Origin of the sequence: Tateyamaria omphalii, from assembly GCF_001969365.1 — a bacterium.
GTDB classification, from domain to species: domain Bacteria; phylum Pseudomonadota; class Alphaproteobacteria; order Rhodobacterales; family Rhodobacteraceae; genus Tateyamaria; species Tateyamaria omphalii_A.
Genome location: NZ_CP019312.1, coordinates 3,183,794 through 3,210,323, shown reverse-complemented (window position 1 = coordinate 3,210,323; position 26,530 = coordinate 3,183,794). Strand labels below are relative to the sequence as shown.

28 protein-coding genes, 1 tRNA gene and 2 pseudogenes are annotated in these 26,530 nt (G+C 59.8%); 13 read left to right on the top strand and 18 right to left on the bottom strand.

Features of this window, described 5'->3' with window-relative positions:
• Positions 1-13 precede the first annotated feature (13 nt).
• Positions 14-1,360: a cytochrome b gene (locus BWR18_RS16080; RefSeq protein WP_076629454.1), complete on the top strand. Its 1,347-nt coding sequence runs from the start codon at positions 14-16 to the stop codon at positions 1,358-1,360.
• 14 nt (positions 1,361-1,374) lie between these two features.
• Positions 1,375-2,163, top strand: a complete 789-nt coding sequence (locus BWR18_RS16075; protein ID WP_076629452.1) for a cytochrome c1 — start codon at positions 1,375-1,377, stop codon at positions 2,161-2,163.
• Between the two features lie 166 nt (positions 2,164-2,329).
• Here BWR18_RS16075 and mtaB read toward each other — a convergent pair whose 3' ends face one another.
• On the bottom strand, positions 2,330-3,586 hold the full coding sequence (gene mtaB / locus BWR18_RS16070; protein WP_076629450.1) for a tRNA (N(6)-L-threonylcarbamoyladenosine(37)-C(2))-methylthiotransferase MtaB: 1,257 nt from the start codon (positions 3,584-3,586) through the stop codon (positions 2,330-2,332).
• Positions 3,583-4,422, bottom strand: coding sequence for a diaminopimelate epimerase (gene dapF / locus BWR18_RS16065; RefSeq protein ID WP_076630368.1), 840 nt, complete (start codon positions 4,420-4,422; stop codon positions 3,583-3,585). Before dapF ends, mtaB begins: the two co-directional genes overlap by 4 nt.
• A gap of 97 nt (positions 4,423-4,519) precedes the next feature.
• Here dapF and BWR18_RS16060 point away from each other — a divergent pair.
• A tRNA-Lys gene (locus BWR18_RS16060) sits at positions 4,520-4,595 on the top strand.
• Between the two features lie 131 nt (positions 4,596-4,726).
• Positions 4,727-5,002, top strand: a pseudogene (locus BWR18_RS16055) (IS5/IS1182 family transposase); the annotation flags it as partial.
• Between the two features lie 79 nt (positions 5,003-5,081).
• Here BWR18_RS16055 and BWR18_RS16050 read toward each other — a convergent pair.
• From BWR18_RS16050 to BWR18_RS16030, 5 genes are all read right to left on the bottom strand, one after another.
• Complete coding sequence (locus tag BWR18_RS16050; RefSeq protein WP_083957738.1) at positions 5,082-6,758, bottom strand: SDR family oxidoreductase; 1,677 nt, start codon at positions 6,756-6,758, stop codon at positions 5,082-5,084.
• The gene (locus tag BWR18_RS16045; RefSeq protein WP_076629449.1) at positions 6,755-7,156 is read right to left on the bottom strand and encodes a thiol-disulfide oxidoreductase DCC family protein; all 402 of its coding nucleotides are present in this window, start codon (positions 7,154-7,156) and stop codon (positions 6,755-6,757) included. The genes BWR18_RS16050 and BWR18_RS16045 overlap by 4 nt, the downstream gene beginning before the upstream one ends.
• Before the next feature lie 5 nt (positions 7,157-7,161).
• On the bottom strand, positions 7,162-7,728 hold the full coding sequence (locus BWR18_RS16040) for a DUF4166 domain-containing protein (RefSeq protein ID WP_216637305.1): 567 nt from the start codon (positions 7,726-7,728) through the stop codon (positions 7,162-7,164).
• A 128-nt stretch (positions 7,729-7,856) separates the two neighbouring features.
• A complete protein-coding gene (locus tag BWR18_RS16035; protein ID WP_076629445.1) occupies positions 7,857-8,417 on the bottom strand; it encodes a GbsR/MarR family transcriptional regulator in 561 nt (186 codons plus the stop codon).
• Positions 8,418-8,883: 466 nt separating this feature from the next.
• Entirely contained in the window at positions 8,884-9,774 is an 891-nt protein-coding gene (locus tag BWR18_RS16030; protein WP_076629443.1) for a LysR family transcriptional regulator, read from the bottom strand.
• A 103-nt stretch (positions 9,775-9,877) separates the two neighbouring features.
• On the opposite strand from BWR18_RS16030, the gene BWR18_RS16025 reads away from it, so the two are divergent.
• From BWR18_RS16025 to BWR18_RS16010, 4 genes are read left to right on the top strand one after another with little or no spacing between them, the layout of a single operon-like run.
• Positions 9,878-11,458, top strand: coding sequence for a sulfatase (locus BWR18_RS16025; protein WP_076629441.1), 1,581 nt, complete (start codon positions 9,878-9,880; stop codon positions 11,456-11,458).
• Positions 11,459-11,486: 28 nt separating this feature from the next.
• Complete coding sequence (locus tag BWR18_RS16020; RefSeq protein ID WP_076629439.1) at positions 11,487-12,479, top strand: Bug family tripartite tricarboxylate transporter substrate binding protein; 993 nt, start codon at positions 11,487-11,489, stop codon at positions 12,477-12,479.
• 9 nt (positions 12,480-12,488) lie between these two features.
• On the top strand, positions 12,489-12,974 hold the full coding sequence (locus tag BWR18_RS16015) for a tripartite tricarboxylate transporter TctB family protein (protein WP_076629437.1): 486 nt from the start codon (positions 12,489-12,491) through the stop codon (positions 12,972-12,974).
• 6 nt (positions 12,975-12,980) lie between these two features.
• Entirely contained in the window at positions 12,981-14,501 is a 1,521-nt protein-coding gene (locus BWR18_RS16010; protein WP_076629435.1) for a tripartite tricarboxylate transporter permease, read from the top strand.
• Between the two features lie 271 nt (positions 14,502-14,772).
• Here BWR18_RS16010 and BWR18_RS16005 read toward each other — a convergent pair whose 3' ends face one another.
• Positions 14,773-15,294 (bottom strand): hypothetical protein, encoded by a 522-nt coding sequence (locus tag BWR18_RS16005; RefSeq protein ID WP_076629433.1) that lies wholly within the window; start codon positions 15,292-15,294, stop codon positions 14,773-14,775.
• 62 nt (positions 15,295-15,356) lie between these two features.
• Here BWR18_RS16005 and BWR18_RS16000 point away from each other — a divergent pair, with 62 nt between their 5' ends.
• Positions 15,357-15,941 (top strand): Crp/Fnr family transcriptional regulator, encoded by a 585-nt coding sequence (locus BWR18_RS16000; protein WP_076630366.1) that lies wholly within the window; start codon positions 15,357-15,359, stop codon positions 15,939-15,941.
• A gap of 41 nt (positions 15,942-15,982) precedes the next feature.
• Here BWR18_RS16000 and BWR18_RS15995 read toward each other — a convergent pair whose 3' ends face one another.
• The 7 genes and pseudogenes from BWR18_RS15995 to paaI form a co-directional block, all read right to left on the bottom strand.
• Positions 15,983-16,408: a c-type cytochrome gene (locus BWR18_RS15995; protein WP_076629432.1), complete on the bottom strand. Its 426-nt coding sequence runs from the start codon at positions 16,406-16,408 to the stop codon at positions 15,983-15,985.
• Positions 16,405-17,703: a multicopper oxidase family protein gene (locus tag BWR18_RS15990; RefSeq protein ID WP_076629430.1), complete on the bottom strand. Its 1,299-nt coding sequence runs from the start codon at positions 17,701-17,703 to the stop codon at positions 16,405-16,407. The genes BWR18_RS15995 and BWR18_RS15990 overlap by 4 nt, the downstream gene beginning before the upstream one ends.
• Positions 17,704-17,711: 8 nt before the next feature.
• Positions 17,712-18,497, bottom strand: coding sequence for a copper resistance D family protein (locus tag BWR18_RS15985; RefSeq protein ID WP_254684882.1), 786 nt, complete (start codon positions 18,495-18,497; stop codon positions 17,712-17,714).
• Positions 18,498-18,556: 59 nt separating this feature from the next.
• Positions 18,557-18,898 (bottom strand): copper resistance CopC family protein, encoded by a 342-nt coding sequence (locus BWR18_RS15980; protein WP_157598808.1) that lies wholly within the window; start codon positions 18,896-18,898, stop codon positions 18,557-18,559.
• A gap of 85 nt (positions 18,899-18,983) precedes the next feature.
• Positions 18,984-19,148: pseudogene (locus BWR18_RS21760) on the bottom strand (IS5/IS1182 family transposase); the annotation flags it as partial.
• Positions 19,149-19,323: 175 nt separating this feature from the next.
• A complete protein-coding gene (gene paaK / locus BWR18_RS15975; protein WP_076629427.1) occupies positions 19,324-20,613 on the bottom strand; it encodes a phenylacetate--CoA ligase PaaK in 1,290 nt (429 codons plus the stop codon).
• Positions 20,610-21,044 carry a hydroxyphenylacetyl-CoA thioesterase PaaI gene (gene paaI / locus BWR18_RS15970; protein WP_076629426.1) on the bottom strand — a complete coding sequence of 145 codons (435 nt, stop codon included), beginning with the start codon at positions 21,042-21,044 and terminating at the stop codon, positions 20,610-20,612. The genes paaK and paaI overlap by 4 nt, the downstream gene beginning before the upstream one ends.
• A gap of 115 nt (positions 21,045-21,159) precedes the next feature.
• Between paaI and BWR18_RS15965 the strand changes: the two genes are divergently transcribed.
• Entirely contained in the window at positions 21,160-21,507 is a 348-nt protein-coding gene (locus BWR18_RS15965; protein ID WP_039685272.1) for a DUF2794 domain-containing protein, read from the top strand.
• Positions 21,508-21,604: 97 nt separating this feature from the next.
• Here the strand turns inward: BWR18_RS15965 and BWR18_RS15960 are convergent, their stop codons facing one another.
• The 3 genes from BWR18_RS15960 to BWR18_RS15950 all read right to left on the bottom strand — a co-directional run bounded on the left by BWR18_RS15960 (position 21,605) and on the right by BWR18_RS15950 (position 24,156).
• Positions 21,605-22,375 (bottom strand): C40 family peptidase, encoded by a 771-nt coding sequence (locus tag BWR18_RS15960; protein WP_076629425.1) that lies wholly within the window; start codon positions 22,373-22,375, stop codon positions 21,605-21,607.
• Positions 22,372-23,742 (bottom strand): leucyl aminopeptidase family protein, encoded by a 1,371-nt coding sequence (locus BWR18_RS15955; RefSeq protein ID WP_076629424.1) that lies wholly within the window; start codon positions 23,740-23,742, stop codon positions 22,372-22,374. The genes BWR18_RS15960 and BWR18_RS15955 overlap by 4 nt, the downstream gene beginning before the upstream one ends.
• Positions 23,743-23,811: 69 nt before the next feature.
• Positions 23,812-24,156: a hypothetical protein gene (locus BWR18_RS15950; protein ID WP_254684881.1), complete on the bottom strand. Its 345-nt coding sequence runs from the start codon at positions 24,154-24,156 to the stop codon at positions 23,812-23,814.
• 208 nt (positions 24,157-24,364) lie between these two features.
• On the opposite strand from BWR18_RS15950, the gene BWR18_RS15945 reads away from it, so the two are divergent.
• The 3 genes from BWR18_RS15945 to BWR18_RS15935 are packed head-to-tail and all read left to right on the top strand — an operon-like array spanning position 24,365 to position 26,333.
• The gene (locus BWR18_RS15945) at positions 24,365-25,015 is read left to right on the top strand and encodes a carbonic anhydrase (RefSeq protein ID WP_076629423.1); all 651 of its coding nucleotides are present in this window, start codon (positions 24,365-24,367) and stop codon (positions 25,013-25,015) included.
• A 24-nt stretch (positions 25,016-25,039) separates the two neighbouring features.
• Positions 25,040-26,017, top strand: coding sequence for a sodium-dependent bicarbonate transport family permease (locus BWR18_RS15940; protein WP_076629422.1), 978 nt, complete (start codon positions 25,040-25,042; stop codon positions 26,015-26,017).
• A gap of 4 nt (positions 26,018-26,021) precedes the next feature.
• Positions 26,022-26,333, top strand: coding sequence for a P-II family nitrogen regulator (locus tag BWR18_RS15935; RefSeq protein WP_076629421.1), 312 nt, complete (start codon positions 26,022-26,024; stop codon positions 26,331-26,333).
• Positions 26,334-26,530 lie beyond the last annotated feature (197 nt).

Below are 26,530 nucleotides of genomic sequence, written 5' to 3'. Positions count from 1 at the left end.
GGAGAGATAGACCATGGCTGGAATTCCTCACGACCATTATGAACCGAAGGCTGCCTGGGAAAAGGGCCTGGCCAAGCGGTTGCCGATCGTTGGCCTGATGTACGACACGCTGATGATCCCGACGCCGAAGAACCTGAACTGGATGTGGATCTGGGGCATTGTCCTGACCTTCTGTCTGGCGCTTCAGATCATCACCGGTATCGTTCTGGCGATGCATTATACACCGCACGTGAACGAGGCGTTCGCCTCGATCGAGCACATCATGCGCAACGTGAACGGTGGCGCGATGCTGCGGTATCTGCACATGAACGGCGCATCGCTGTTCTTTGTCGCAGTCTATGCCCACATCTTCCGCGGCCTGTACTACGGATCGTACAAAGCGCCGCGCGAGGTGACGTGGATCATTGGTATGCTGATCTATCTGTTGATGATGGGTACGGCATTCATGGGCTACGTTCTGCCCTGGGGTCAGATGTCCTTCTGGGGTGCGACCGTGATCACCGGCCTGTTTGGTGCGATCCCGTTCATCGGTGAGGCGCTGCAAAGCTGGCTTTTGGGCGGGCCTGCCGTGGACAATTCCACGCTGAACCGCTTTTTCAGCCTGCACTACCTGCTGCCCTTCGTGATCGCCGGTCTGGTCATCGTGCATATCTGGGCCTTCCACACCACGGGCAACAACAACCCGACCGGTGTTGAAGTGCGCCGCACGTCGAAGGAAGAGGCCGAGAAAGACACGTTGCCCTTCTGGCCCTACTTCGTGATCAAGGACCTGTTCGCGCTGGGGATCATCCTGGTGGTGTTCTTTGCCATCGTGGGCTTCATGCCGAACTATTTGGGCCACCCCGACAACTATATCGAGGCGAACCCGCTTGCGACGCCCGCACATATCGTGCCGGAATGGTACTTCCTGCCGTTCTACGCGATCCTGCGTGCCTTTACCCCTGATGTGTGGCTCGTGCAGTTCACGACCTTCATCAGCGGTGGCATCATCCAGGCCGATTTCTTCGGTGTGCTTGCGATGTTTGGTGCGATTGCCGTGATGGCGCTGGCGCCTTGGCTGGATACGTCGTCCGTGCGTTCGGGTCGCTATCGCCCGATGTTCCGGTGGTGGTTTGCCCTGCTGGTTGTCGACTTTTTCGTGCTGATGTGGGTGGGTGCCCGCCCGGCGGAAGAGCCGTACAACACGATTGCGCTGATCGCGTCGACCTACTGGTTCGTGTACTTCCTGGTCATCCTGCCCCTGCTGGGCGTGATCGAGAAGCCAAATGCGCAACCGGCGACCATTGAAGAAGACTTTGCCGCGTCGATGAGCAAGGGGGACAGCGGGTCTGCTGCGCCTTCGGCTCAGCCTGCGGAATAAGGAGAGAACTGCAGATGTTTAAGAAACTTGCAGTGAGCATGGTGGCGGCGTTCGCGCTGGCCACCGCTGCCTTCGCCGCTGGCGAGGCCAAGAATGTGCCCAATGTGGACTTCAGTTTTGACGGTCCGTTCGGGTCATTCGACCAGAACCAGCTGCAGCGCGGCTTGCAGATCTATACCGAGATTTGCGCGGCCTGCCACGGTCTGCAATATGTGCCGATCCGGACATTGGGGGATGAAAGCGGTCCCGGTCTGCCCAGCGATCAGGTGCGCGCCTATGCCGAGTTCTACGAAGTGTTCGATCCGGCCATTGACGATTTTCGTCCGGCGATCCCGAACGACCACTTTCCTGGCTCGAACCTGGAAAACGCGCCTGACCTGAGCCTGATGGCCAAGGCCCGCGCGGGGTTCCACGGCCCCTATGGTCTGGGCATCAACCAGCTGTTCAACGGTATGGGGGGCGCGGAATACATCACTGCGCTGCTGAATGGTTATACCGGTGAGGAGAAGGAAGAGGCCGGTGCGGTGCTGTACGAGAACACGTATTTCCCTGGCGGCTGGATCGCCATGGCGCCGCCGCTTTACGGTGACGACACGGAGTTTGCCGATGGTGCGGCCACCGATCTGCAGAGCCTGTCGGAGGATGTGTCCGCCTTCCTGATGTGGACGGCTGAGCCAAAACTCATGGCCCGCAAGCAGGCCGGGTTTGTTGGCGTAATCTTCCTCACGATCCTGTCGGTGCTGCTGTACCTGACCAACAAGCGTCTGTGGGCGCCGGTCAAGGCGCGCTACAAGAAGAAATGATCGCTCAGCATTGAGTGATGAAAAGCCCCGCCTTTTGGTGGGGCTTTTTCTTTGGCGCAGGACACCTGCGCCTTACAGGCTGGTGCGTTGAATACATACTGTCGCGGGATGGGTTTCGTGGAAGGGGGCTCTGCCCCCGCGGCTGGCGCCGTCCCCCGCAGTATTTTTAGCCAGAAGAAGCTGTGAGCGTGGTCGCTGAGTGGCCGGTGATCTGCGCCGTGACGATCCGGCCCTCGGGCTGGGCTGTGTCGAATGTGACTTCGGTGAACTGTTCGGTGCGGCCCATATGCGGGTTTTCCATCAGGATGTGATGGGTTTTGCCTTGTTGCGCGGTGAGGTGTTTCGCCACTTGGACCTGACCTGCGGTCCGAAGGCGGGCGGCGCGGTCCTTGATCGCTTTGCCGTTCACTTGCGGCATCCGCGCGGCGGGCGTGCCGGGGCGCGGGGAGTAGGGGAAGACGTGCAGCCAGGTCAGGTCGCACTCTGCGACCAGACGCATGGAGTTTTCAAACATCGCCTCCGTCTCGGTCGGGAAGCCGGCGATGATGTCGGCGCCGAAGGTCATGTCGGGGCGGAGCGCGCGGGCTTGTTGCGCGAATTGGATGGCATCATCGCGCAGGTGGCGGCGTTTCATCCGTTTCAGGATCAGGTCGTCGCCATGTTGCAGCGACAGGTGCAGGTGGGGCATCAGCCGTGGTTCGGTGGCGATGGCTTGCATCAGCGCCTCGTCCACCTCGATTGAATCGATGGAGCTGATGCGGAGGCGGGGCAGGTCGGGCACCAGCTTGAGGATGCGCATGACCAGATCGCCAAGCTGCGGTGCGCCCGGCAGGTCGGCGCCCCATGACGTGAGATCGACGCCTGTCAGCACAACCTCGTTAAAGCCTCGGTCCACCAGCCGCTTGATCTGGTCCACCACGACGCCTGCGGGGACCGAGCGGGAATTGCCGCGGCCGTAGGGGATGATGCAGAAGGTGCAGCGGTGGTCGCAGCCGTTCTGGACCTGCACATAAGCGCGGCTGCGGGTGCCGAAGCCGTCAATGAGGTGGCCCGCCGTTTCGGTGACCGACATGATGTCGTCGACCTGCACCGGTTCGGTGCCGAAGCTCCCGGCGAGCCCGGACCATGTGTCGGCCTGCATCTTTTCGGTGTTGCCGATGACGGCGTCGACCTCGTCCATGGCTGCAAACGTGTCGGGTTCGGTCTGGGCCGCGCAGCCTGTCACGATCAACTTGGCGTCGGGGTGCGTGCGGCGGAGCTTGCGGATGTCCTGGCGGGCCTTGCGCACCGCCTCGGCTGTGACGGCGCACGTGTTCACGACCACGGCATTGGTCATACCGGCCTGCGCCGCCAGCTCTTCCATCGCCTTGGTCTCATAGGCGTTGAGGCGGCAACCGTGGTTGGAGAAGACAGGCGCGGTCATAGGCTGTTCAGGAATTCGGGTGTGAGTGTGCCGTCGAACACATGGGCCGTTGGGCCGGACATCCAGACGCCATCGTCGCGCCAGTCGATATGCAGCGTGCCGCCGTCGAGGTCGATCTGTACCGTGCGCCCTGTCAGGCCGCGCCGGGCAGCGGCGACAGCCGTGGCGCAGGACGACGAGCCGGAGGCGAGGGTGATGCCTGTTCCCCGTTCCCAGACGCGCATACGAATGTGGTCGGGGCCGATCACTTGGGCGAACTGCACGTTGGTCCGCTCCGGGAAAAGCGGGTGGTGTTCGATCTGCGGGCCGATGGTGGCGAGGTCCACATCCATCACATCGTCGACGAAGAAGGTGCAGTGCGGGTTGCCCATGCCGGTGGCCACCGGGCTTCCGTCAATGGGCAGCGCGAGCGTATCCGTGTCTTGCGCCAGCGGGATGTCCTGCCAGTCAAGCTGTGGGTGCCCCATGTTGACGGCTGTGGTGCCGTTGGCGGTTTGCATCGCTTCCAGCGTGCCACGCCCGATGATGTCGATTCGAATGCGATCCTTGCCGCTGTGCGCCAGCTCACGGGCCGCGATGCAGCGGGTGGCGTTGCCGCAGGCGGCGGAGCGTGAGCCGTCGGCGTTGTAAAACGTGATGGTCAGGTCCGACCCTTCGGTGATGAGGGCCAATTGATCGAACCCGACGCCGCGGTGCCGATCTGCCAGCGCACGCACCAAGGGTTCCGTCAGCGTCACAGGCGCCTCACGCCCGTCGATCACGACAAAGTCGTTGCCTGCCCCGTGCATCTTCATGAAGGGCCAATGAGAGGTCGCCGTATCCGCCATGGCGGGCATATAACCCCAGGTTTTTTGGGAATCCAGTATGTCGCAGGAAAACATGCCAGAATCGGCTTGACCCTTTGGCTGACCCTTTCTAGATAGGCCGCCTAGTGGGCCGTTAGCTCAGTTGGTAGAGCAACTGACTTTTAATCAGTGGGTCGCAGGTTCGAACCCTGCACGGCTCACCACTGCACAATATGTGATAAAAATCACCGCGCCGGCGCTTGAGGTTCTTGCGGTCCCCACGCTGCCGCTCAACACTTAAAACCAACCGGAAGATTCTGGATCAACCGGGCTCTCATCGCGGGGGAAGGTCACAAACGCTGATGCCCGCAAGATCAGTCGCGAAGAAACTGAAAATGCCCGCCAGGTTGAACGCGAGATCGCCAAGACCCGCCAATACGACATCGCAATGAAGCTGCGGAAGAAGGTCGAGATGCCGCGTACGCATCCGAAACGCATCCTCGGCTTGGGACGGTTGCGACTAGGCGGCCGATGCGGCGCAAATGATGAATTCCTCCTCGCCGCAACGGCTCAAAACCTCCGCAAACCAGCCAAGATTTTCCCAGCACCGCAGCAAACGCGCACAGCCTGACCAGAAAGGCACGCGAGCGCAGTTCAGCGCATCACGTTCTGCGCTTGCAAAATGTTGTTTTTCCACAGGATCGGCGTGGTTAGCCTTCATGTGTCGGTTCCAGCCATCCGCGATAATGGACCAGCGATCCGATGAATGGAGCACGAAGCCTGACATCGAACCGAAAGCGCCCATCGCCATCAATATGTTCGGTCGTCTCGGAACGAGGGGCAAGAAACCCGGGCAATGGAAGCTTTCCGATGCACCAATGCCTCAATGGCATTTGGATACCCTTTGCGTTCTGTTCAAGCTTCAGCCCGAAGGTGAATGGTGCGAACCGTTCCAACATCAGCCCACCACCTTGACCGCTTAGAACGGAGGTCATGGATTTACCTGCAAACCTGCGCGTCCAAACTTCGATTGGTCCCTCTTGCGGCGTTCGCGTCCGGTCTATGCTGACGGTCACGGGCACGGACTGCCCTGATTGGGGAAATCTGAAAATCCACCCGACCAACCGGGACAAAGCGCCTGCGCCGCGCGTGACATCTGCCTGACCTGACCAAAGAACCGGCCCGGATGCCCCATGAAACTGCCGCAGTTTTTGGGGCAGAGCGTTCATCCCCTGCGGGCCAAGGGCGGTTTCAAATATGCTTTTGTGTGTTTTAACCAACGACGTTGCAGTCTTGATGTCATAGGCATGCATTTCGCTTTGGATATCTGCCAGCGATAATGCAGCGTGCGCGAAATCAGCACCTTGTTTTGCAGACCCTGACAGGAGTTTGCGGATGGCTGCTGCTGCCGGGAGGATCGGAATGTTCGGCCCATGATCTTGGTGAGCGACAAGTGACCATTTCGCCTCTGTCGTAATCCCGTCAGCATCAAGACCACATATTTTAACCAACATCCCACCCGATGTTGACGTCGGGATACGGGTGATTTGGCGCGCTTTCAAAAGCAACGGGATCAATGCGTTGACCGAGCCAATGATCCTGCGTTTGCGTAGCGCAGCGATGGCTTCGATCCCGAGTTGCTCAACCCGGGATTCCAGACCGGCCGAGAAAGACACTCGAGACTGTACATCCAGAAGCGGGCCAAGGTATTCCGCATCATATGTTTCGACCGCAGCCACACGTCTGTGACCAAGGCCGGGTATGTGGATCCTTCTTGCGCTTTGCCATCCGATTGTTTTGGACAGCCTACCAGTAACCCACGACGGCACGTCTTTGCCTGCATAGCTAAAAATGGCCTTTATGACCGACTGGCCGACTTCGCTTTTGCCGCCAGGCGTGATAGCGATATCGACCGTATCGACCCGCTGCCATCCTTTGGTGAGATGCCGCGCCACACATGTCGACACTGTCGGAGTTGAGCTGGCGCCCGTTAATGCGCTGACACTGTTTTGCCGTGCGGTGACATCCAGTGCATCCGCAAACCCGGCAAGATAGTCGCGCGCATCGGCAAGATCAATGAAGTGCGCGCCAGCGGACACTGCTGCCTGCGCGGTTTCGTAGCCCGCGCCTTGAAACGGGCCGGAGCAATCCACAACGATGCGAGGTCTGATGTTATCAAGCTGCTCGTGCAAGTTTACCGACGTGTCCAGCGTCACGGGACGCAATTCGGCTTGCGGACGTTTCAGCGTCTTGATGAATGTCTCAGCTTTTGCTGCACTTCGGGATGACACATAAAGGGCAAGACCGGGCTGTCCGGACAGGTGGCGCACCAGCCGTTTTCCGAATACGCCGGTGCCGCCAATGATCAGGATGCCATGTGCCGTCACAGCACAAACCTATGGCGCTGTTCGGCGGTTGGTATGATGCACTGATCGACCCTGCCAAACAGATTATAGCGATTGCGTGCAATCAGCTGATACGCCGCATCGCGAAAGCGTCTTGGGACAATCCGGCATTGCCTTGCGATCCACCCCAAACCCTTCAAATGCTGTGCCAACGCGATCACGGCGTCCGAAGCGTCCAATGCAACCCCATCTTCGATGAACAGGAAGGTGGATGGATCGTCTGGGTCGATGTCGTGATCCTGGGCCAGCGCACGGCCTTCGCCTGATTGTATCGCCACAAATCGAATGGTTGCCGCTTTTTCGTGACGCAGCGTGTATTGCACACCGCGGCTGCACAGCACGCAGTGGCTGTCAAAAAGCCAGATCGCAGCGCGTTGCATGGGCGTTATTCCTTTGCATCCTGGAATTCAGCATCTTGGCTGAGGACGTTGCCAAACACGACATGCCGCAGCTGCATCGAGAACCGAAACCGACCGGCGCCCAGGTCATGATGGCCAATGGTAAGTTGACCGGGTGCGATGAGCTTTGGCATCTTGATGCGCTTGCCAAGGACGGAAAGGAAATAGTGATCGCTCTTGAACAAGAGGGCCCCGTTTTCCTCGACAACACGCAGGGCCATACCGATCCCGTACCCGATGTATTCCTCGATCCCAGTGACACCGGCAAACCGTTTAGAGCTGTGGATCATCTGCGGAAACCCCGAGGCACGCCCATATTGGCGGATCCAGAATTGGCCGTTGCCCGCGATGTCTTCGGTGACAATCACGACGGCAGGTTTCCCGACACAGCTGCGGTCATAAGGCAGTGGAGCGCCAATCAATCGGGTCACCTGCGTCAAAGCCCAACCGGACCAGTTCATGTGCATGTGGGTCACGACACCTTGATAGGCGACGCTGGCACCTCCGCGCACGCGCTTGCCAAAGCGGCGCCGGACAGCTGCGGGGAGTTTCATCCAGCTTTCTTGCCCCAGCAGATCACTGAAACGGTGATCCGCCAGGGGCAGATCGGGGTGAGGAACAGGGCGGGCTTGCATAATCGTAACTTTCGAGAAGAGTGAACGCGACAGGTGATGTGCGCCTGCTACTCAGACTTTTTCCCGGTGATGGAGAGGAGGGAAATCACTTTGTTGCCCATCTTCATCAGTGTCTTCAGCTTGGACTTCGGCACAGCCAGCATCTGATCATACCAGGTGTCCACAACATTGAGAAATTCCTGCATTTCCTTCATGCGCGCGAGGGCGATGGGGTCCGGGTCTGCTTCTAATTCAGCAGCGGCAACGCAGTCGGACAACACCCGCATCGCGGGATCAATCTCACGCTCTTTGCGCCCTTGCGCAACGCGGGTCGCAATTTCCCAGACATCGCATTCAGCCTCGAAATGTTCACGCCGATCGCCGGGAATTGGAACACGACGGATCAGTTTCCAACCGACCAGTTCTTTGAGCGAGTTGGACACGTTTGAACGCGCAATTCCGAGCCGTTCGGAGATCTGCTCGGCATTCAGAGGCGCCGCACTCAGGTACAACAGCGCCTGGATCTGCGCCACGGATCGGTTCACTCCCCACTGGCTGCCCATGTCACCCCAGTACAGGATGAACTGAGACTGAGCCGGAGAGTCGTTTATGTCTCTTATTTCTGTCATGACAGAAATGTCGGATAGAACAGTCAGGAAGTCAATAGATGTCGGCCCAAACTGTGCATCCGCGCGACGCAGTTTTTGCCGCGTTATCGGCTAACACATTGCGAAACCGAAGGTATTTGCTTCTGTCTGTTCGGGTATTTTCCCTGGCACGACCGCAAAAGCCATGGGTTGCCAACCGTGGACAGTGGTTGATGTGGCAGGTGCAGCGAATGCCCGCAGCATCCAAGCTTCTCGGCCGACGGCGGCTCAGGGCCGCCCGCCGAGACGGCCCTGGGCTCTCAGATTCCAATGGCTTCAGCAGTGGCCAAGGCATCCTCAAGTTCAATACCAAGATACCTGACCGTGCCGTCCATTTTGCGTGTCCTCACCCGACGTTGACCACGACGACATATCACAGGATGCTGCATTACCACCGAAGGCAGTAGTAAGAAAAATCTACAGATGGTGCAGTTGTAACCAGTGTCTGCTAGAGAAACTCAAACCGCGCGAAAAACTCCAGACAGGCCTTCATCACACCGTAGTCCAGCGCGCTTTGACGCAAATGGACGCCTGCCTCTCGCCGTGGCAAGCCCTGTTGGGTGCGGCGCATAACCAGTCCCTCGACAGACACACGCGAGGCCAGTTGCAGAGGGGCCGACATGATGAACGGTCCTTCTCGGACCAACTGCAAGCCCGTTGTGAACGACGTTGTGCGAACGTCAATGACATCTTCGGTGGCGGCACCCGGTTTGAGAAGTTGGCGAAGCGTGTCCTCGGTTTCGGGATCGCTGCCGAAGATGACCCATTGCTGTCCAGCAAGAGCGCAGACGTCGATCGCAGCGTGCCCCGTCGCCGCGTGATCCGGTCGCATGACGACACCATGCTCCACTTCGGTCACTGTGGTGGACGAGATTTCTGCCTCGACGCCCGCGCCATCCAGCACACCGAGGTAAAGATCGATCTCGCCGGTCAACAAGGCGTCGCGCGCCAGCTGGGTCATGTCGGTTTTCAGATCGAGCCGAAGGTCGGGAAAGCGGGACTTGAGTTCGATGAACAGGCTGGCGACGCAACTGAGGTGAAAAAGTGGACCCGCACCGACACGCAGGACGGACAGGCCGGGCGACGCGATAGCTCCAATCTTCTCGCGCGACAGCCGATACTCCAGTGCGATCCGTTCTGCGTTCTCCAAGAGCATCTTGCCAGCTTCGGTCAGGCGCATACCGCGCCGGTCCCGCTCAAACAACAGCGTGCCGTAGCTCGCTTCGAGATTGGCGATCCGTTTGGTAACGGATGGCTGCGTCACGCCAAGCGCATCAGACGCATCCGTGAGCGAGCCGTGCTGCGCGACGGCGAGAAAAGCGGCCAGATTTCGTTCCATGGTATTCGTTTTTCGAATGCATTCAGTCGATAGTTCGATTTTACAGAATTTCTAAGATCGCGCAATCTAACCCTCACCGACAGACAGTGCTTTGGGAGGGGCAATGCGCACGGTTTTTGTCCTGTTTGACTCGCTCAACCGTCTCGCGCTTGGCGCCTATGGCGGCACGGCCATCGCGACGCCGAATTTCGACCGTTTTGCCAAACGATCCGTGACCTTTGACACGCATTACGTCGGCAGCCTGCCCTGTATGCCTGCACGTCGGGACATGCACACGGGCCGGCTGAACTTCATGCATCGGCATTGGGGCCCGCTGGAGCCGTTCGATGACTCCTATGCCCGCATCCTCAGCCAAAACGGCACGTACACGCACCTGATCTCGGATCACCTTCATTACTTTGAGGATGGCGGCGCGGGATACGCCAACGCATTTGACAGTTGGGATTACATTCGCGGTCAGGAGTATGATCCCCTGAAGGTTCTCGTGTCACCGCCTGTCGAGCGGCTGCGAGAGACTTATGATGAACGGCATTACCCGCTCGACGGCCTACCAGACGGGACGGCAACACGCGGCAATACATCGAAAGTTGCGTGGAAAAAATCCCGGGCGGCGATCAACGCCCGGTTCCTGGAGACCGAAGCGGATTTTCCGACGGCGAAGTGTTTCTCCGCCGCCTTCGAGTTTCTCGACCTGAACCGCGACGCCGACGATTGGTTTTTGCAGCTCGAATGCTTTGACCCGCATGAGCCATTCGTGGCGCCCGAGCGCTTCAAGGACGCATACCGGAGCGGATATGACGGCAAGATCCTTGACTGGCCGATCTATGAGAAGGCGACAAATTCCGCCGAAGAGATTGCCGAGATTCGCGGAAACTACGCGGCACTCGTCGCTATGTGCGATGAGTATTTCGGCAAGCTGCTCGATTACTTTGACGCACATGGCTTGTGGGACGACACCTGCCTGATCCTGACCACCGACCACGGCTTCCTGCTGTCCGAGCATGACTGGTGGGGCAAGAACCGGATGCCCTACTACGAAGAGATCGCGCATATCCCGCTGATGATCGCGCATCCGGACGGCGACCGGGATACGCGCCGTGCGGCACTGACCCAAACGCCCGATCTGATGCCGACGATGCTTGATTTACATAGCTGCCCGGTTCCGCCCGGTGTCACCGGAACGTCACTTGTCCACTCCCTGACAGGTGACGTTCCGGGACACACATCCATTGCGCTGGGTATGTTCGGCGGTCCGGTCTGCGTGACCGATGGGCGCTACAGCTATTTTCGCTATCCCGACGATCAGACCGGTACGGACCTCAGCATCTACACGCTGATGCCCAGCCACATGACCGGCCCATTCGATATCGGCGAGTTACAGTCTGCGGAACTGGTCGAACCGTTTGATTTCACCAAGGGCGTTCCGCTGCTGAAGCTTCAGCTTGCGTCGAAAAACAGTCAGGTCGGACAGGACGGCCAAACGCTCGAAGACTGCGAAACTGCGCTTTATGACCTGCAAAACGACCCGGGCCAGACCTGTCCGATCGACGACCCGGCCTTGATGGCGCGCCTCACGGCGCTGATCGCCGCGCACTTCCGCGAACACGACGCACCGCCAGAGATTTACGACCGGTTTGGGCTGGCGACATCCGAACTGCACGAAACGATCCATCAAGGACGTTGAACTATACCGACAGGAGGAGACCTGAGATATGAAACCGACACTGAAGATGCTGACATCCGCAGTCTTTGCAGGGTTCACCGCAACCGCTGCCATGGCAGAATTCCCGGACCGCACGATAGAACTCATCCATCCGTGGGGACCAGGCAATGCGATGGCCGTCAGCCAGATCATCGCCAAGGCGATGGGAGAAGAGCTTGGCGTCGACATGCCGGTTCTGTCCGTACCGGGTGCCGCAGGTACGAAGGCGCAAACCACGGCTATGGGCAAACCGGCCGATGGCTACACTGTCTTTGACGGCTACGTCGCACCATTGGTCTTGCAGCCGATCCTGGGGAATGCGGATTGGGATTTCTCGGAGTTCGCACCGCTGCACTCCGCCGTATCCAACGCCTTTGCCATCGGTGGACGCACAGACGAAACCCGTTGGTCGACATTTGAAGAGATGATGGCCTACTGCCAGGAGAACCGCGGCGCGCTGCGCTATTCCTCGGGCTCGCGCAACAATCTGCCGCACATGGTCATCGCGAAGGCGTTGCAATCCTACGATTGCGTTGCCCAGAATGTGCCGTACACGCAGGATGGGAATGCTGTGAAGGACCTGAAATCCGGCGTGCTCGACTTTTCGTTCATCAACGTGGGGAACTACAAGTCCGACCCGTCTGCCTTCAATATCATGCTGGTCCTGTCCGAATTGCCCGGATCGAAGGCGTCCTTTGACGGCGCACCGACGATTGCCGATCTTCAGGTCGATGTCGGTTTGTCCAAACTTGGCCCGATGGGTTGGACCTGGTGGATTGTCAATCCGGACACGCCGGATGACGTGACCGATGCGCTGCGCACGGCCATGGGGGCTGCGATGGCGCGCGAAGACGTCAAGGATGCCATTGCCAAGATCGGTTTCGTGCCTCTGGAGTGGGATCACACTCAATACGAAGAAGTCGTCGGGTCGGTTCAGGATCAGCTTTCCGCCATGGGCAATGCGCTCACTTGGGAAGAAGACGAGTTGAAAAAGCTTCAGTAGGATCGGGAGATGTCGTCCAAGGGTGCAGAATGGGCGGCACTTGCGTTCTTCGGAGCACTTGTCGCCCTCGTCTTCCAGCAGATCGCAACGTCGATGTCGGAACAAGGGATCGCCTCCGGCGGTCCCTATGACAATGCGGCCAGCTATCCCCGCAGTGTTGCCGTTTTCATGATGGGCCTGCTGGCTGTGCAACTGGTCCGTGCGTCTTTCCTGGACACCGAGCCGCAAAGTGAACTGCGAACCGTGGCAGGATTTCGGCGCAGTGTGGGTTTGCTGGCGGTGTTCGCACTCTATCTCGCCTGCCTGAACTGGCTGGGCTACCACCTCTCGACGACACCAATGGCCGCGGCCGTCATGTGGCTTTGCGGATTGCGCAACGTCGTGAAAGCCGTTGGCGTCGCTTTTATCTTGGCATTTTCGCTGGCATTCGCCTTCGAAAAAATTCTGAACGTTGTGTTGCCGAGCGGGGTCTTTTCTCTGAATATCCCATGGTAGGCGTGCATGTTTGAAACCATCATCGGCGGCTTTGACCTTTTCTTTTCGCCTCTCGCCATAGCGCTCACATTCGCCGGTATCCTGATCGGCCTTCTTGTCGGCGCACTTCCCGGTCTCGGCCCGCTTATGGGCATCATCCTGCTGCTGCCCGTGGCCATCAGCCTGCCGCCGCTCGCTGGTATGGGGTTTCTCATATCCATCTTCGTTGGCGGGTCCTGCGGCGGTGCGATCTCGGCCATCCTGTTGCGTATACCTGGCACGCCCATTGCGGCGGCGACACTTTTGGACGGTTATCCGATGGCCCAGAAGGGCGAGGCCTCCAAAGCCATTGGTATCGCGCTTGCGGCCTCTTCGCTCGGGGGCCTGGTCGGAGGCGTCGTTCTGATCGTTGCCGCCCCTGTCCTTGCCGGGTTTGCCAGCCGATTTGCCCCACCGGAATACACGATGCTCGCCATCACCGGGCTGCTCACCATCTCGCTGATCTCAGAGGGTACATTTGTCAAAGGGCTGCTGGCCTGCTGTTTCGGCCTCCTCTTGTCGACGATCGGCACGGATGAATTTTCGACAGGGTACCGTTTCACATTTGGATCGCACCACATGCTGAACGGGTTTCACATCGTGGCCGTGGTTGTCGGGCTCTTTGCTATTTCCGAGATGACGTTTCAGATGGCACGTGACGATCTGATGGACAAACCGAAGCTGGAGATCGCCAGGCCAAGCCTCAAGGCGGTGGTTCAGACGTTACGACATTGGAAAAATCTGCTGCGCTCGTCTGCGGTCGGCGTGTTTTTTGGCTCCCTTCCCGGTGCGGGTGGCGACATCAGTTCCTTCAGCTCTTATGCGGTCGCCAAATCCTTTGCCAAACCGGAAGAGAAGTACGGCGAGGGCGCCGAAGGCGGCGTCGTTGCCACGGAGGCCGCGAACAACGCGACGGTTGGCGGCACGTTGGTCCCGACGCTGGCGCTCGGTATTCCTGGCGACGCGTCATCTGCCATGCTTCTTGGCGCATTGTTGATCCTCGGGTTCATACCGGGACCCGAGATGTTCCTGATGCAGCCCGATTTCGTTGGCGGCCTGTTTCTGGTCTATATGGCGTCCAACGTGATGCTGTTTTTCGCAGGTATTCTTGCGGCTCCTTTTTTCATCAGGGTTTTGCTGATCCCGAAAGCGTACCTGATTCCGACAATCCTGATTCTGTGCTGCATCGGAACGTTCGCCCTGCAGGGATCAGTCTTCGACTTGATGGTCATGTTGGGCTTTGGGCTGATCGGCATCCTGTTTCGCTTGGCGAAGTACCCGCTTGCACCAATCGTATTGGGTTTGATCTTGGGGCCAATCCTGGAGGCCAACCTACGCCGGTCCCTGTTGATCTCCCGAGATGGCTATTGGATCTTCGTCGACCGTCCGGTCGCCGCCGCGCTCATTGTGATTGACGTTGTGATCCTTGTCGGGTTCGCCGTGGTCTCCGTTCGGCGCTGGCGCGCGGCGAAACAGTCGTGCGGGTTGGATCCACACATGCGGGACTAAGTTGCAGTGATTTCGGCGACCTCGAATGCAGATGTCGATTTTAGCGGGGACCGTCGATTAAAAGCGTCCCTTTCTGCAAACCGAATGACGTGACACTTAATCCCCGACACACTCATTCATCACCTTCCAGATTTTGCGCGTGCGGCGAATGGCAAGAATGCCAGCTATCCAGTCGTTCGCCGCATTTGCGAGATGGACCGGGCTGCTAGGGTGCAAGTCGCGGGACAGGGTGTTGTTGCGCTGCGGCTGCGCCAATGTCGGCGTCCAACATTCAGTGCGGATCATGACCCAGTGCGATCATCGTGTGGTGTTGTTGGTGGTGCGCACCAATGGTCATCAATCCGTGAAAGCCAAGCCCTGTGATCTGCGATACGGCGTCCTTGTCTGATGACGTGACCGACATCTGAACGCCATCAGCAATCTGCTGGATATCAACCTGCCATCCGGTTTCAGTCTCAAGCATCGGCGCATGGGCCGTCGCCATTCGCTGGGCCGACAGGACCGTTTCCCCATCACCAGTGACAATGAATGAGACGGTCTCACCCGCGATCATTGTTTTAACCGAAGTACGCGTCGTCACGTTGTCCATGTCGATCAGATGCTCACGCAGTGTGTCGATCTTGACCCGGGACCAATCCGTCAAAGGGTCTTCCCGCAGCAGTGCAACGATCTCGGCGATGGCGGCGAATTGCGACTGGCCTGTTTCCAATGCTCCGCCGCCTTCGTGCATGTGCTGTGCGGCTGCCGTTGAAGTGGCTATGATACAGGCGGCGGTTATCAGATATGACTTCATGAAGAACTCCGGTTTTGTACAGGCTATGCAAGGACGCGCAGACCAAATATGATTTCGATCATATGTTGGATGAAATACTGACGGCGTTGCCCAAGAGTGCACTCAAGACCATCACGGCCAAGCGTGGTGATACCCTGTTTCGGCAGGGTCAACGGACACACGGTTTCTTTCGGGTCAAAAGCGGCGGCGTAACGCTTCAAAGAATGACGGAAACAGGCGACGTATTGGTCATTCATCGAGCGACTGAAGGTGATTGCTTCGCCGAAGCATCAATCTTCTCAGATGCGTATCATTGCGAAGCGGTGTGTGTGAGCGACAGCGAAGTCACTTGCTACGACCGAGGCACAGTCCTTGATTTGATGCGCGCTGGATCGGATTTTTCCATCCGGTTTTCACAGCATCTGGCAACCCAGGTTCAGCGGTATCGGGCGCACTCAGAAATTCTTGCCATTCGATCTGCAAAACACCGCGTTCTCGCTGCGGTGCAGGCTGGCTACAATCAAGGTGCGGTGACCGAACTTGCTGGCCGTATCAATCTGACCCGCGAAGCGTGTTACCGCACACTCACAGACCTCTGCACGGAAGGAAAGTTGCAGCGGGTTGGTCGTGGCAAGTACGTCGTATCGGAGCGCACAGATGGCTCCTAAGATGCCGAGCAGATACATGTTGGTGATCCACCGCCATCGCTTCAGTGCGGCGGGTTGCGGCCGGCTTGCAGTTGTTGCACCCGCTCAGGCCAAGTCGATCTGATATAGGCAAGAATATCCCAAATCTCGTCGTCCGTGGTCACGCCCTCAAAGGCAGGCATGCCGCTGTTGAAATCATCCACACCACGGGCGGCCAATGCACCTCTTCCTCCAAGTTTCGTGTATTCAAACAACAACTGGTTGTCGTGATGCCATGTATGCCCTGTGTCGTCGTGAGGTGGGGCGGGCAGTGTTCCATCTTCGTTGGGAGACCGCCAGTTTGGTTGCCCCTCAAGACTGGCTCCGTGACAGGCTGCGCATTGCTGTTGGTAGAGCGTTTGGCCTGCGTCGATGTCGCGGTCCAGGAGTTCATGGTCTGCCAAGGCTGGCGCCGCCAGAAGCATCATTGCCAGCAATGGTTTTCTCATGTGACCTCAACCCATGTGCGCATTCCGCCAAACGCATGGCTGAGCATGTGACAGTGCAGCATCCATTTTCCGGGGTTATCGAAGGTGCAAAGAATGTCGCGGTTCTCCCGTGCATTGACGAGCGTCGTATCGCGCAGATCGCCGATGCTGCCATCGGCCCCGACTTCGTAGAAATGATGGCCGTGCAGGTGGATGCCATGTGGGAATGAGGTGTCATTCACCAGTGTGATCCGTGCGGTTTCGCCTTTCCGGAAATACGCAAATGGGTCGGACTGCAGGTCGGAAATGTCGTTGAAAGCCCAGATGTTGGCTCCACCATGGCGCCCTCCCATGGCTCCACCCATCATGTGAAGGGTCAGGTGCCGGTCGGGATTTGATGGAACGGGAATGGCGTGGGCGGGCAAGGCAGCGATCGGTGTCGCCTTGCGGAGCCCGTTCTTTCCGGATGCCGCAATCGTCCCAAGTTCATAGGGGCCCTGGCGGCTCATCATGTCCAGTTTCACGTCTGCCGCCACGTCCAGGATCAGATCAACCCGCTGTGCGGGCGCCATCATGATCTGCTCAAAATCACGTGGCTCTGATAGTGAGATGCCATCCAACGCAACGATCCTGCCAGAGGCCCCGCTGACAACGACCGGGAAAATCCTGTTCGTCGCCGCATTGATGAGCCGCAACCTGATTCTATCTCCGGCTTTCACCTCACCGCGCGAAAAGAAGGCGCGCGCAAATGTGCCAAGAAGCCCCGCATGGGCGACGCTATGGCGATCTGTGTATTCTTCGATCAACGTCCCGTCCCGCTCCATCCGCCAATCGGACAGGATTGCCGTTATGTCGTGATCTACGTCGATAGGTTCATCGTCTTCGATGATCAGCGGCCCCATCAGGCCCCGCGCGACTTGTTCGTGAGAAATGTAATGCGAGTGGTACCAGAACGTCCCGGCATCAGGGGGCACGAAGCTGTAGGTCTTCGTGTCACCCGGTTCGATGATGGTCTGGGTCAAGGCAGGCACCCCGTCCATGCTGTTCTCAAGCCGTATGCCATGCCAGTGAACGGCGGTGCCTTCGTCAAGGCCGTTCTCAACATCGACGCGCACCCGTTCGCCCTGCCGCACCCGAAGCTCTGGGCCAGGCATGGAGCCGTTAAAGCCCAGCATCCGCGTGGCCCCGTCCCCCAAAGGCAGGATTTGTCCTGTGACGTCTTCAGCCCTGAGGCGATAGGTGGGCGATGCAGACGCCGCAGAACGGGGCAGCAGACCCATCGCGGCAGAACTGGCAAGGAATTGGCGTCGGTTCATGGAAAGCCTCATGATGGTAACGTCAGAGCGGATGTGAGGACGGCTGTGGTGAGTAAAATTATTATCACAGCGACCCATTCAAACGAAATCGACCGTGACAAGTGTTGCGCTGCATGGGCGTCCCCGTTCATCAGCTTAGGGACAAAACGCAACTTGTTCAAAGCGGCGAGCCCAAGCAGGACAACGACAACTGCGACTTTTACAATCAGGGCTTGGCCATAACCTGTGCCGACCAGTGAGGCGATTGATCCAACCAACACATAGCTCATCACCAGACCCGCCAGAATGAGCAAAGGAACAAAGACCACAGCCATGCGGCCAAAGCGGTGTCCGAGGTCGGCGGCCGCTTTCGCAGTGGATATATTGGCCAGCCGCTTCAAAGGGGTCAGGATGCCAATCCACACTGCAATGGCAGCAAGATGGATCAGCAAGAGCCCATCCAGCCAGAATATGTCGCGGTCCGGGATATGTCCGACACTGGCGAAAGACCAAAGGGCAAGACCTCCGCCTATCGCAGAGACCCACAGGCCAGAACGACCGAGCATCAGTCCCAAGATCAACAGGGCCAGGCCAACCAGACGATAAGCCAATGCGGTTCCGACAGGCGTGCTCCAAAGCAGCCCCAGCATCTCGGGGTCTGTCATGCCGCCCATATCACCCGTTAACGCAGCCCCACCCAGAGAAAAACCAATGATGGTGGCAATGAGAGCAAGCATGGCGAAGACGACCGTTAAGCGCCGGATGTTCTCCACCTGGAACAACAGCGCCACAAATACTGTTCCCGTGGATGTCATCACCCCAAGGTATAGGGCAAACTTGGTGGCAATCGCACCCAGTCCCCAGATGTCTGGCACTATTCCTGAACCGTGAAGCTGAACGTGCCGCTCATCGGATGACCGTCGTCGCCAAGGCCGCGCCATTCGATCTGATAGGTTCCTGCACCCATAGATTGCATCGGGATTGTGTATTCAGAGATAAACCCGCTGAACCCATCCAGATCGAGATCAGCTTCATGCACCGCGTGGGTCATTGCCACACGTGTGAGGCGAATGTTGCCCTTGAAACCCAACACGATCTCACTTGGCACCTCAGCAACGATCGCTTCGTTGGCTGGAACCGTGGCGTTCAGCGGCGAATGCGCAAACGCCGATGTGGCCCAAAGCACCATCAGACTGGTTAAGATTGGTCTTGTCACTGGTGGTCCTTTCAATGCCATCTGGTGACCACGTCGGCCGCTTCTGAACGCGAACGGAAGTGGACTGCCTTGATAGGCTCCAGAGTTATAGCCGGTAAATGACGGGTGCGGCCAGTGCGATTGCCGACAGGAAGGCCTTTGGGCCTCTGTTGTAGCGGGTTGCAACATGCCGCCGATCCGTCCGCCTGCCGAATGTGATCTAGATGGGGTTTCGGCGCTTGTAGCGATGCCTATCGTATTTCACTGGCTGTCGCAGATCACGTGCAGCTTGGCCCCTCTGGGCCATTTTGCAAATCCCCTGCCGGGCAATGGATCAGATGCCTGGACTCTCTCTTGTGTGGACCATACCCACCGGGCGCGTCCGGCCAGTGTAAGCCATTGCGAGTGATGAAAATAACACCGCTCGGCACCCGTTGACGCTGTCTTTATCGTTTGTCCACAATCCGCACCGCCTTGCCTTGGGATCGCGCAACGCTGCCGGGGACGGCCACATCGACGGCGACGCTGATCCCGATGCTTTGCTTGATCCGGTGGGCAAGCGCGCGTGCGGCGTCCGTATGGTCGCCGCCAGTCGTCGCCTCACACAGGACGCGCATTTCGTCCATACGATTTGGTTTGGTCAGCTCGATCTGGAAGTGGGGCGCGAGGCCGGGGGTGGCCATCAGGCATTCCTCGATCTGGGTCGGGAAGACGTTGACGCCGCGCAGGATGATCATGTCATCGCTGCGCCCTGTCACTTTTTCCATGCGTCGCATGGACCGCGCCGTACCCGGCAGCAACCGGGTGAGGTCGCGGGTGCGGTAGCGGATGATCGGGAACGCCTCTTTCGTCAGTGAGGTGAAGACCAGTTCGCCCATGTCGCCGTCGGCCATTGGTTCGCCTGTATTAGGGTCGATGATTTCGGGGAAAAAGTGGTCTTCCCAGATGTGCAGGCCGTCTTTGGTTTCCACACATTCCATGGAGACGCCGGGGCCGATGACTTCGGAGAGGCCATAGATGTCGACGGCGTGCATGTCGAAGGCCTGTTCGATTTCGGTCCGCATGGCGTTGGTCCAGGGTTCTGCGCCAAAGATGCCAACGTCCAGGCTGGAGGCGCGGGGGTCGAGGCCCTGAGTGTTGAATTCGTCGAGGATCGACAGGGCGTAGGACGGGGTGACCGTGATCCCCTTGGGTTTGAAGTCGTCGATCAGGCGGACCTGGCGGGGGGTCATGCCGCCAGAGATGGGGATGGTGGTCAGCCCCAGCGCGTCGGCGCCCAGGTGGATGCCGAGCCCGCCGGTGAAGAGACCGTAGCCATAGGCGTTGTGCAAAAGGTCGCCGGGTTGAAGCCCTGCGGCGCGTAGCGATCGTGCGACCACGTTGCCCCAGTGTTTCAGGTCGTTTTCGGTGTAGCCCACCACGGTCGGTTGCCCGGTGGTGCCGGATGACGCGTGGATGCGTTTCACGTCCGTGCGCGGGACGGCGAACATGCCGAACGGGTAGTTTTCGCGGAGGTCCTGTTTGGTGGTGAACGGGAATTTCGCAAGATCGCTGAGCGACTTGAGGTCACCGGGGCGGAGACCTGCGCCGTCGAAGGCGGCTTTGTAGTGGGGGACGTTTTCGTAGGCGTGGGTGAGCGACCATTTGAGCCGGTCGAGCTGCAGCGCCTCAATCTCGTCCCGGCTGGCGATCTCGATGGGGTCGAGGGTGTGCTTGGCGGGCGTGAGGTCTTTCATTCCGTGTCCTCTTCGAAATGGGTGCCTGCGATTTCGCGGGAGAGGCCGCGGAAGAGGGCAATCTGGCGGCCGTCCTGGCCGATGACCGTCACGTCGTAGGTGCCGGAGCGGCCTTGCCGCGCAACCTCTGTCGCGGTCGCGGTCAGGACCTCGTCCGGTTTGCCGGGGGCGAGGTAGGTGATCTGGTTCGATTGGGCGACGGTGAGCCGGTTGTAGCTGTTGCAGGCGAAGGCGAACGCGCTGTCGGCCAGCGTAAAGATCATGCCACCGTGACACATGCCGTGCCCATTGAGCATGTGTTTGCGCACCTGCATGGTAAGCGTGGCCGCCCCCGGCGCGACCTGCGCGATGCGCATACCGAGCGCCTGGCTGGCCTGATCGGTGGCCCACATGGTGTCGGCGCAGCGCTGGGCGCGCTGTTGTGGTGTCATCCGGCATCCTCCCCTATGCGTTTCAGACTGTTGGAACCTTGCCGGTATTCTGTAACGCTTTCAAGCGTGTTGGTTGCACTCTTGAAATTGTGCGCCCGCCGGGCAAGTGTGGGCTATGACGCTTCAGACGCCACCCCCGTCCAATCTTCGCGAAATGCCGAGCCCGCAGGTGGCTTTCCACCGGACCGAGCTGTCGGTGATCCTGTCACTTTATGGGCGCATGGTGGCTGCGGGGGAGTGGCGCGATTACGGCATTTCCTGCCTGCGCGACGTCGCCGTGTTTTCAGTGTTCCGTCGGACGGCGGAGAACCCGATGTACCGGATAGAGAAGCGTCCCAAGCTGCGGGGCAAGCAGGGGATGTATGCGGTTATCGGTATGGATGGGCAGGTGCTGCGCCGGGGGCAGGATCTGAAGACCGTATTGCGCGTGCTGGAGCGGAAGCTGATCCGGGCCGTTGACTGAATTGTCCGCTTGCGCGGATGCTGTTCAGTCTTGCTGACGAGGGGGCTGTCTGCCCCCTCGAGCTCCCCCGAAAGTATTTTGAGCCAGAAGAAGGGGCTTAGGGGCGTTTGTGGCTGGTGATGTCACCGTCGCCGTTGGCTTTGATCCGTTTTGTGGCCGATGCGATCGGCTCTTCGACCACTGACATGTGGGTGGCGTTGGCGTGGATCATGTGGGTGGCGCTGGTGACGAGGGCCACGTGCCCTTTCCAGAACAGGAGGTCGCCGGGGTGGTGCGGGCCGGTGGCGGTCTTGAACGCCGCTTCCTGTTGATCGCTGTCGCCGGGGCAGGGGAGTCCGGCGGTTGTCAGCGCGATTTGGATCAGGCCCGAGCAGTCGATGCCTGTCCGTGTGTTGCCGCCCCAGAGATACGGCGTGCCGAGGAAGAGCCGCGCCGTGTCGATGGGGTTGGCGCTGTAGGGGAGCGGGGACAGGTTTGCCTTGGGCACGTGGCCAAAGCTGGTTTCGATGAAGTCGGGGGTTTCGGACAGAGCGGTCAGTTTGGTGCCGAAGGTGAGGCTGGCCGTGTCGGGTGATTTGAACGTTGCCCGTTCGTAGCTGTGTGCGGCGGGTGTCGTGATCATGTGCGTGGGCTCCGCGACCGGCCCGATGGCGTTGGCCGGGACGAAGCCGATATAGCCGTCGAGATCGGCCCGGACATAGGCGTGCCCGTCCGTTTGACCCAGCACCGTGACCCTTGCACCGGCGATCAGTTGCCGGTCGCGCGGGCCGCTTGGGGCCCGGAGCAGGTCGACATGGGGTGCTGCGATTTGCCCCGATGCTGTGCCGTCCACCAGATGCGGGTCCGGGGTGGTGCGGCGGTCGGTCATAGCTTGAGCATCTTTGGCAGGGCGTCGAGCAGGGCGCGGGTGCCCTGGCCCACGCCGCCCTTCGGCCGCGCCGGGGCGCTGGAGGGTTGCCAGCCGTAGATGTCGAAATGGATGTAGGGCGCGCTGTCCACGAAGCGGCGGAGGAACAGGGCCGCCGTGATGGAGCCCGCGAACCCGCCCTTGGGCGCGTTGTCGAGGTCTGCGATGCCAGGTTCGATCAACGCCTCGTACGGGGTGTGGAAGGGCATGCGCCAGACCGGGTCGGCGGTTGTGGCGGCTGCGTTTTCCAGTGCGGCGGACAGAGGCGCTTCGTCTGTGTAATAGGGTGCCAGGTCGGGGCCGACGGCGACGCGGGCGGCGCCCGTGAGGGTCGCCATGGAGATGATGAGGTCGGGCGTGTCCTCGTCCGCGAAGGCCAGCGTGTCGGCCAGCACAAGCCGCCCTTCGGCGTCGGTGTTGTTGACCTCGACCGTGAGGCCCTTGCGGCTGGTCAGGATGTCCTGCGGGCGGAAGGCGTTGCCCGAGACGCTGTTTTCAACTGCCGGGATCAGGACGCGCAGTTGGATGGGCAGGTCCGTCGCCATGATCATGTGGGCAAGGCCCAGGACGGACGCAGATCCGCCCATGTCCTTTTTCATCAGGCCCATGGACGCGCCGGGTTTCAGGTTGAGCCCGCCGGTGTCAAAGCAGACCCCCTTGCCCACGAGCGTGAGTTTCGGGCCGGTGTCGCCCCAGGTCAGGTCGATCAGCCGCGGTGCGCGGTCGGCGGCGCGGCCCACGGCGTGGATCATCGGCAAGTTCTGCGTCAGCAGGTCGTCGCCGGTTGTGACGGTGATCGTGGCCCTGTGCTGTGTCGCAAGATCGCGCGCGGCCTGTTCGAGGTCGGGTGGCCCCATATCGGCGGCGGGCGTGTTGATGAGGGTGCGCGTGAGCGCCTCGCCCTGCGCAATCGCTTCGGTCCGCGCGGCGTCGATGCCATCCGGTGCGACCAGCAGCGCGACCATCGGGGATTGATCCTTGTACCGGTCAAAGCGGTAGGTGGCGAGCAGCCAACCGAGCGCTTCGATCTGAAGCTGATCGGCTGGCAGGTCAGTGACAAGCCGGTATGTCCCTTTGGGCAGCTTGGCCGCCGCTGCCGCAACGTGGAAACGGCCACGCGCACGGCTGCTTTCGCTGCCGTAACCGATCACCGCATCGCGGCCACCGGGCAGTAAAAGCGCCTGACCAATAGCACCGGTAAAGCCGTGCGCGTCGATCCAGGCCTGTACATCTTGCGCTTGTCTGGATCGCCAGTCCGGCGTGGCGCTTTCTGCCAAAAGGTGGACGGACCGGGTGGCATCATCCGGTGTGGCAAAGCTGAGCGTCATGGTGGTGCGGGTCCTGCAAGTTCACGTATGGCAAACCCTAGCCTGTTTGGCCTGTGCCGCAAGAGTGCCCTAGATCTGAATGTCTTGCAGGTCCCAGATCGCCGTGAGCGACCCTTCGCCCGTGCGCAACAGTCGTCCGAGCGTGGCCGCAAGCGCAACCTGGTCACGCACCTCGGTACAGGTCACCACATCCTTGGCCACGCTGGCGAGCACATCCATGCCGATCTGGTCGGCGATGGCGATCAACGATTTGGCCGAGCGCCGCAACTCTTCCAGTTCCCCCTTGCGGTAGAGCCGGTCGCAATGGGCCATGCGCAGGGCCAACTCTTCCATCGCGCGGCAGACGACATCCTCGGCATTGGCCGGGTCCATCTCACCATAAAGCGCATGCAGGCGGTCATGATTGACCTGCACGGATTCGTGCAGTTGAATTTGTGTTACTGTTGACAAAACGTCACCTCTTCTCACCCAAAAGTCGTCCGCCCCCACGGCTGGCTTCAGCTATAGGTCACAGACCCTTCCCAAATCGTTATGCGCGGGCTGTCTTTTCGCTCGAATTTGCTGCGAAATCGGGATAACCACCGCCGTTAACAGACGTGGGACAGACGCACCGGGGACGCACATGCACAGGATGAAGCCGCTTCCGAGCTTTCTTTTGCAACGCTATCAAGGGTGGAAGGCAACGACCTATGCCGAGAACGGCGCGTGGTACAAACGCCTGGCGACCGAGGGACAGCGACCGCGTGCCATGGTCATTTCCTGCTGTGACAGCCGTGTGAACGTCACATCGATCTTTGGCGCCGATCAGGGCGAGTTTTTCATTCACCGCAACATCGCCAACCTTGTGCCCCCTTTTGAGCCGGACGGAGAGCATCACGGCACCTCTGCTGCAGTCGAATATGCCGTCAACGTGCTGCAGGTCGCCCATCTGGTTGTGCTGGGCCATTCCCGGTGCGGCGGTGTGCAAGGGTGCCTGGATATGTGTGAAGGTCGGGCACCGGAACTGGAAGAAAAGGGCAGTTTCGTGGGTCGGTGGATGGATATTTTGCGCCCCAAATTTCCCGAAGTGGCCGATCTGGCCACGCCCGAAGACAAGGCCGAGCGGCTGGAGCAGCTCGCTGTCATCACGTCGATGGAGAACCTGATGACTTTCCCCTTTGTCGAGGCGCGGGTGAACGATGGATCGCTGAGTATTCATGGCCTGTGGACCGACATTGCCGAGGGCGGTTTGAAGCAGTTCATGGGCAAGACGCTTGATTTTCAGCCGGTGTAGACCGGGCGACCTAAGGGGACAGAGTTGGATCAGATCCTGAGCCTTGCGGCGACAAACCTGCTGTCGCCCATCATCCTGAGTTTTGCCCTGGGCGTGGCCGCGTCGCTGGCGCGGTCTGACCTGAACATTCCCGAGGCGGTGGCCAAGGGGATGTCGATTTACCTGCTGTTTGCCATTGGCTTCAAGGGCGGGGTCAGCGTGGCCGATCATGGTATCGATGGGACGCTGGCGGCGTCGCTTTTGGCCGGAATCGTGTTGTCCGCCGCCTTGCCGATCGTGGCTTTTGGCTTGTTGCAGGTGATGGGGAACCTGAGCCGGTTGGATGCGGCGGCTGTCGCGGCGCATTACGGCTCGATCTCTATCGTGACCTTTGTGGCGGCGACATCCGTTCTGAACAGCAGTGGCATCGCGTCCGAAGGGTACATGGTGGCCGTCGCGGCGGCCATGGAGGCGCCCGCGATCCTGTCGGCGCTTTGGCTGATCTCGCGGGGTGGGGACAGTCGGCGGATGGATCCCGAATTGCTGCGGGAGATCATGCTGAACGGGTCCATCGTGCTGCTGGTGGGCAGCTTTTTCATTGGCTGGATTACCGGGACCGAGGGGCTGGCCAAGATCGAGGCCTTTATCGTGTCGCCGTTCCAGGGGGTTTTGTGCCTGTTCTTGCTGGACATGGGGCTGGTGGCGGGCCGGGGCTTGCGCGGCGGGTCCGGGGTGTTGAAGCCTGGTGTGCTGACCTTTGGCGTGGTGATGCCGCTGGTGGGGGCCACGTTTGGCTGTATCGCGGGGCTGCTCTTGGGTGTCAGCACGGGTGGCGTGGCGCTGTTCATGGTGCTGTCGGCGTCGGCCAGCTATATTGCGGTGCCCGCGGCCATGCGCGTGGCCTTGCCCGAGGCGAACCCGTCGATCTATCTGACCCTGTCGCTCGGGGTTACCTTTCCATTCAATCTGACGCTGGGGATTCCGATCTATATCGCCGTCGCCAGCGCGCTGACCGGGGGATAAGCGGATGCAAACGCACAAGGCAAAACGTGTCGCCATCATCATCGAACAGGTGATGCAGAGCCGGCTGACCGACGCGATGGAAAGGGCCGGTGTGACCGGTTGGACCGTGCTGCCCGTGCTGGGCGGATCCGGGGATTCCGGGACCTGGAGCCGGGAGGGGCAGGTGAGCCGCGGCACGGGCATGGTGCAGGTGCTGTGCGTAATCAAGCCCGAGCGATTGGACGGATTGCTGGATGCTGCCTTTGCCGTGGTGGAGCGGCATATCGGGATTGTCACCGTGAGCGATTGCGAAGTGCTGCGCGCCGAACGGTTCTGAGCGGGAAAACGGGCGACGCCTCCCACCGGATGCGCCGCCCTGACCACTCGTTACCCCACTGATCCGCGCGCCACTCACCCCATTCACTGGTTCCTTCTTCGCGCGAATATGACTGGCTTATGCCGGTTTTCCATGTGCGTGTGTGTTGCGGGCGCACCTTGTCGAACCACCCCAGGGTCGGGGCGCGCTGCGTTGCT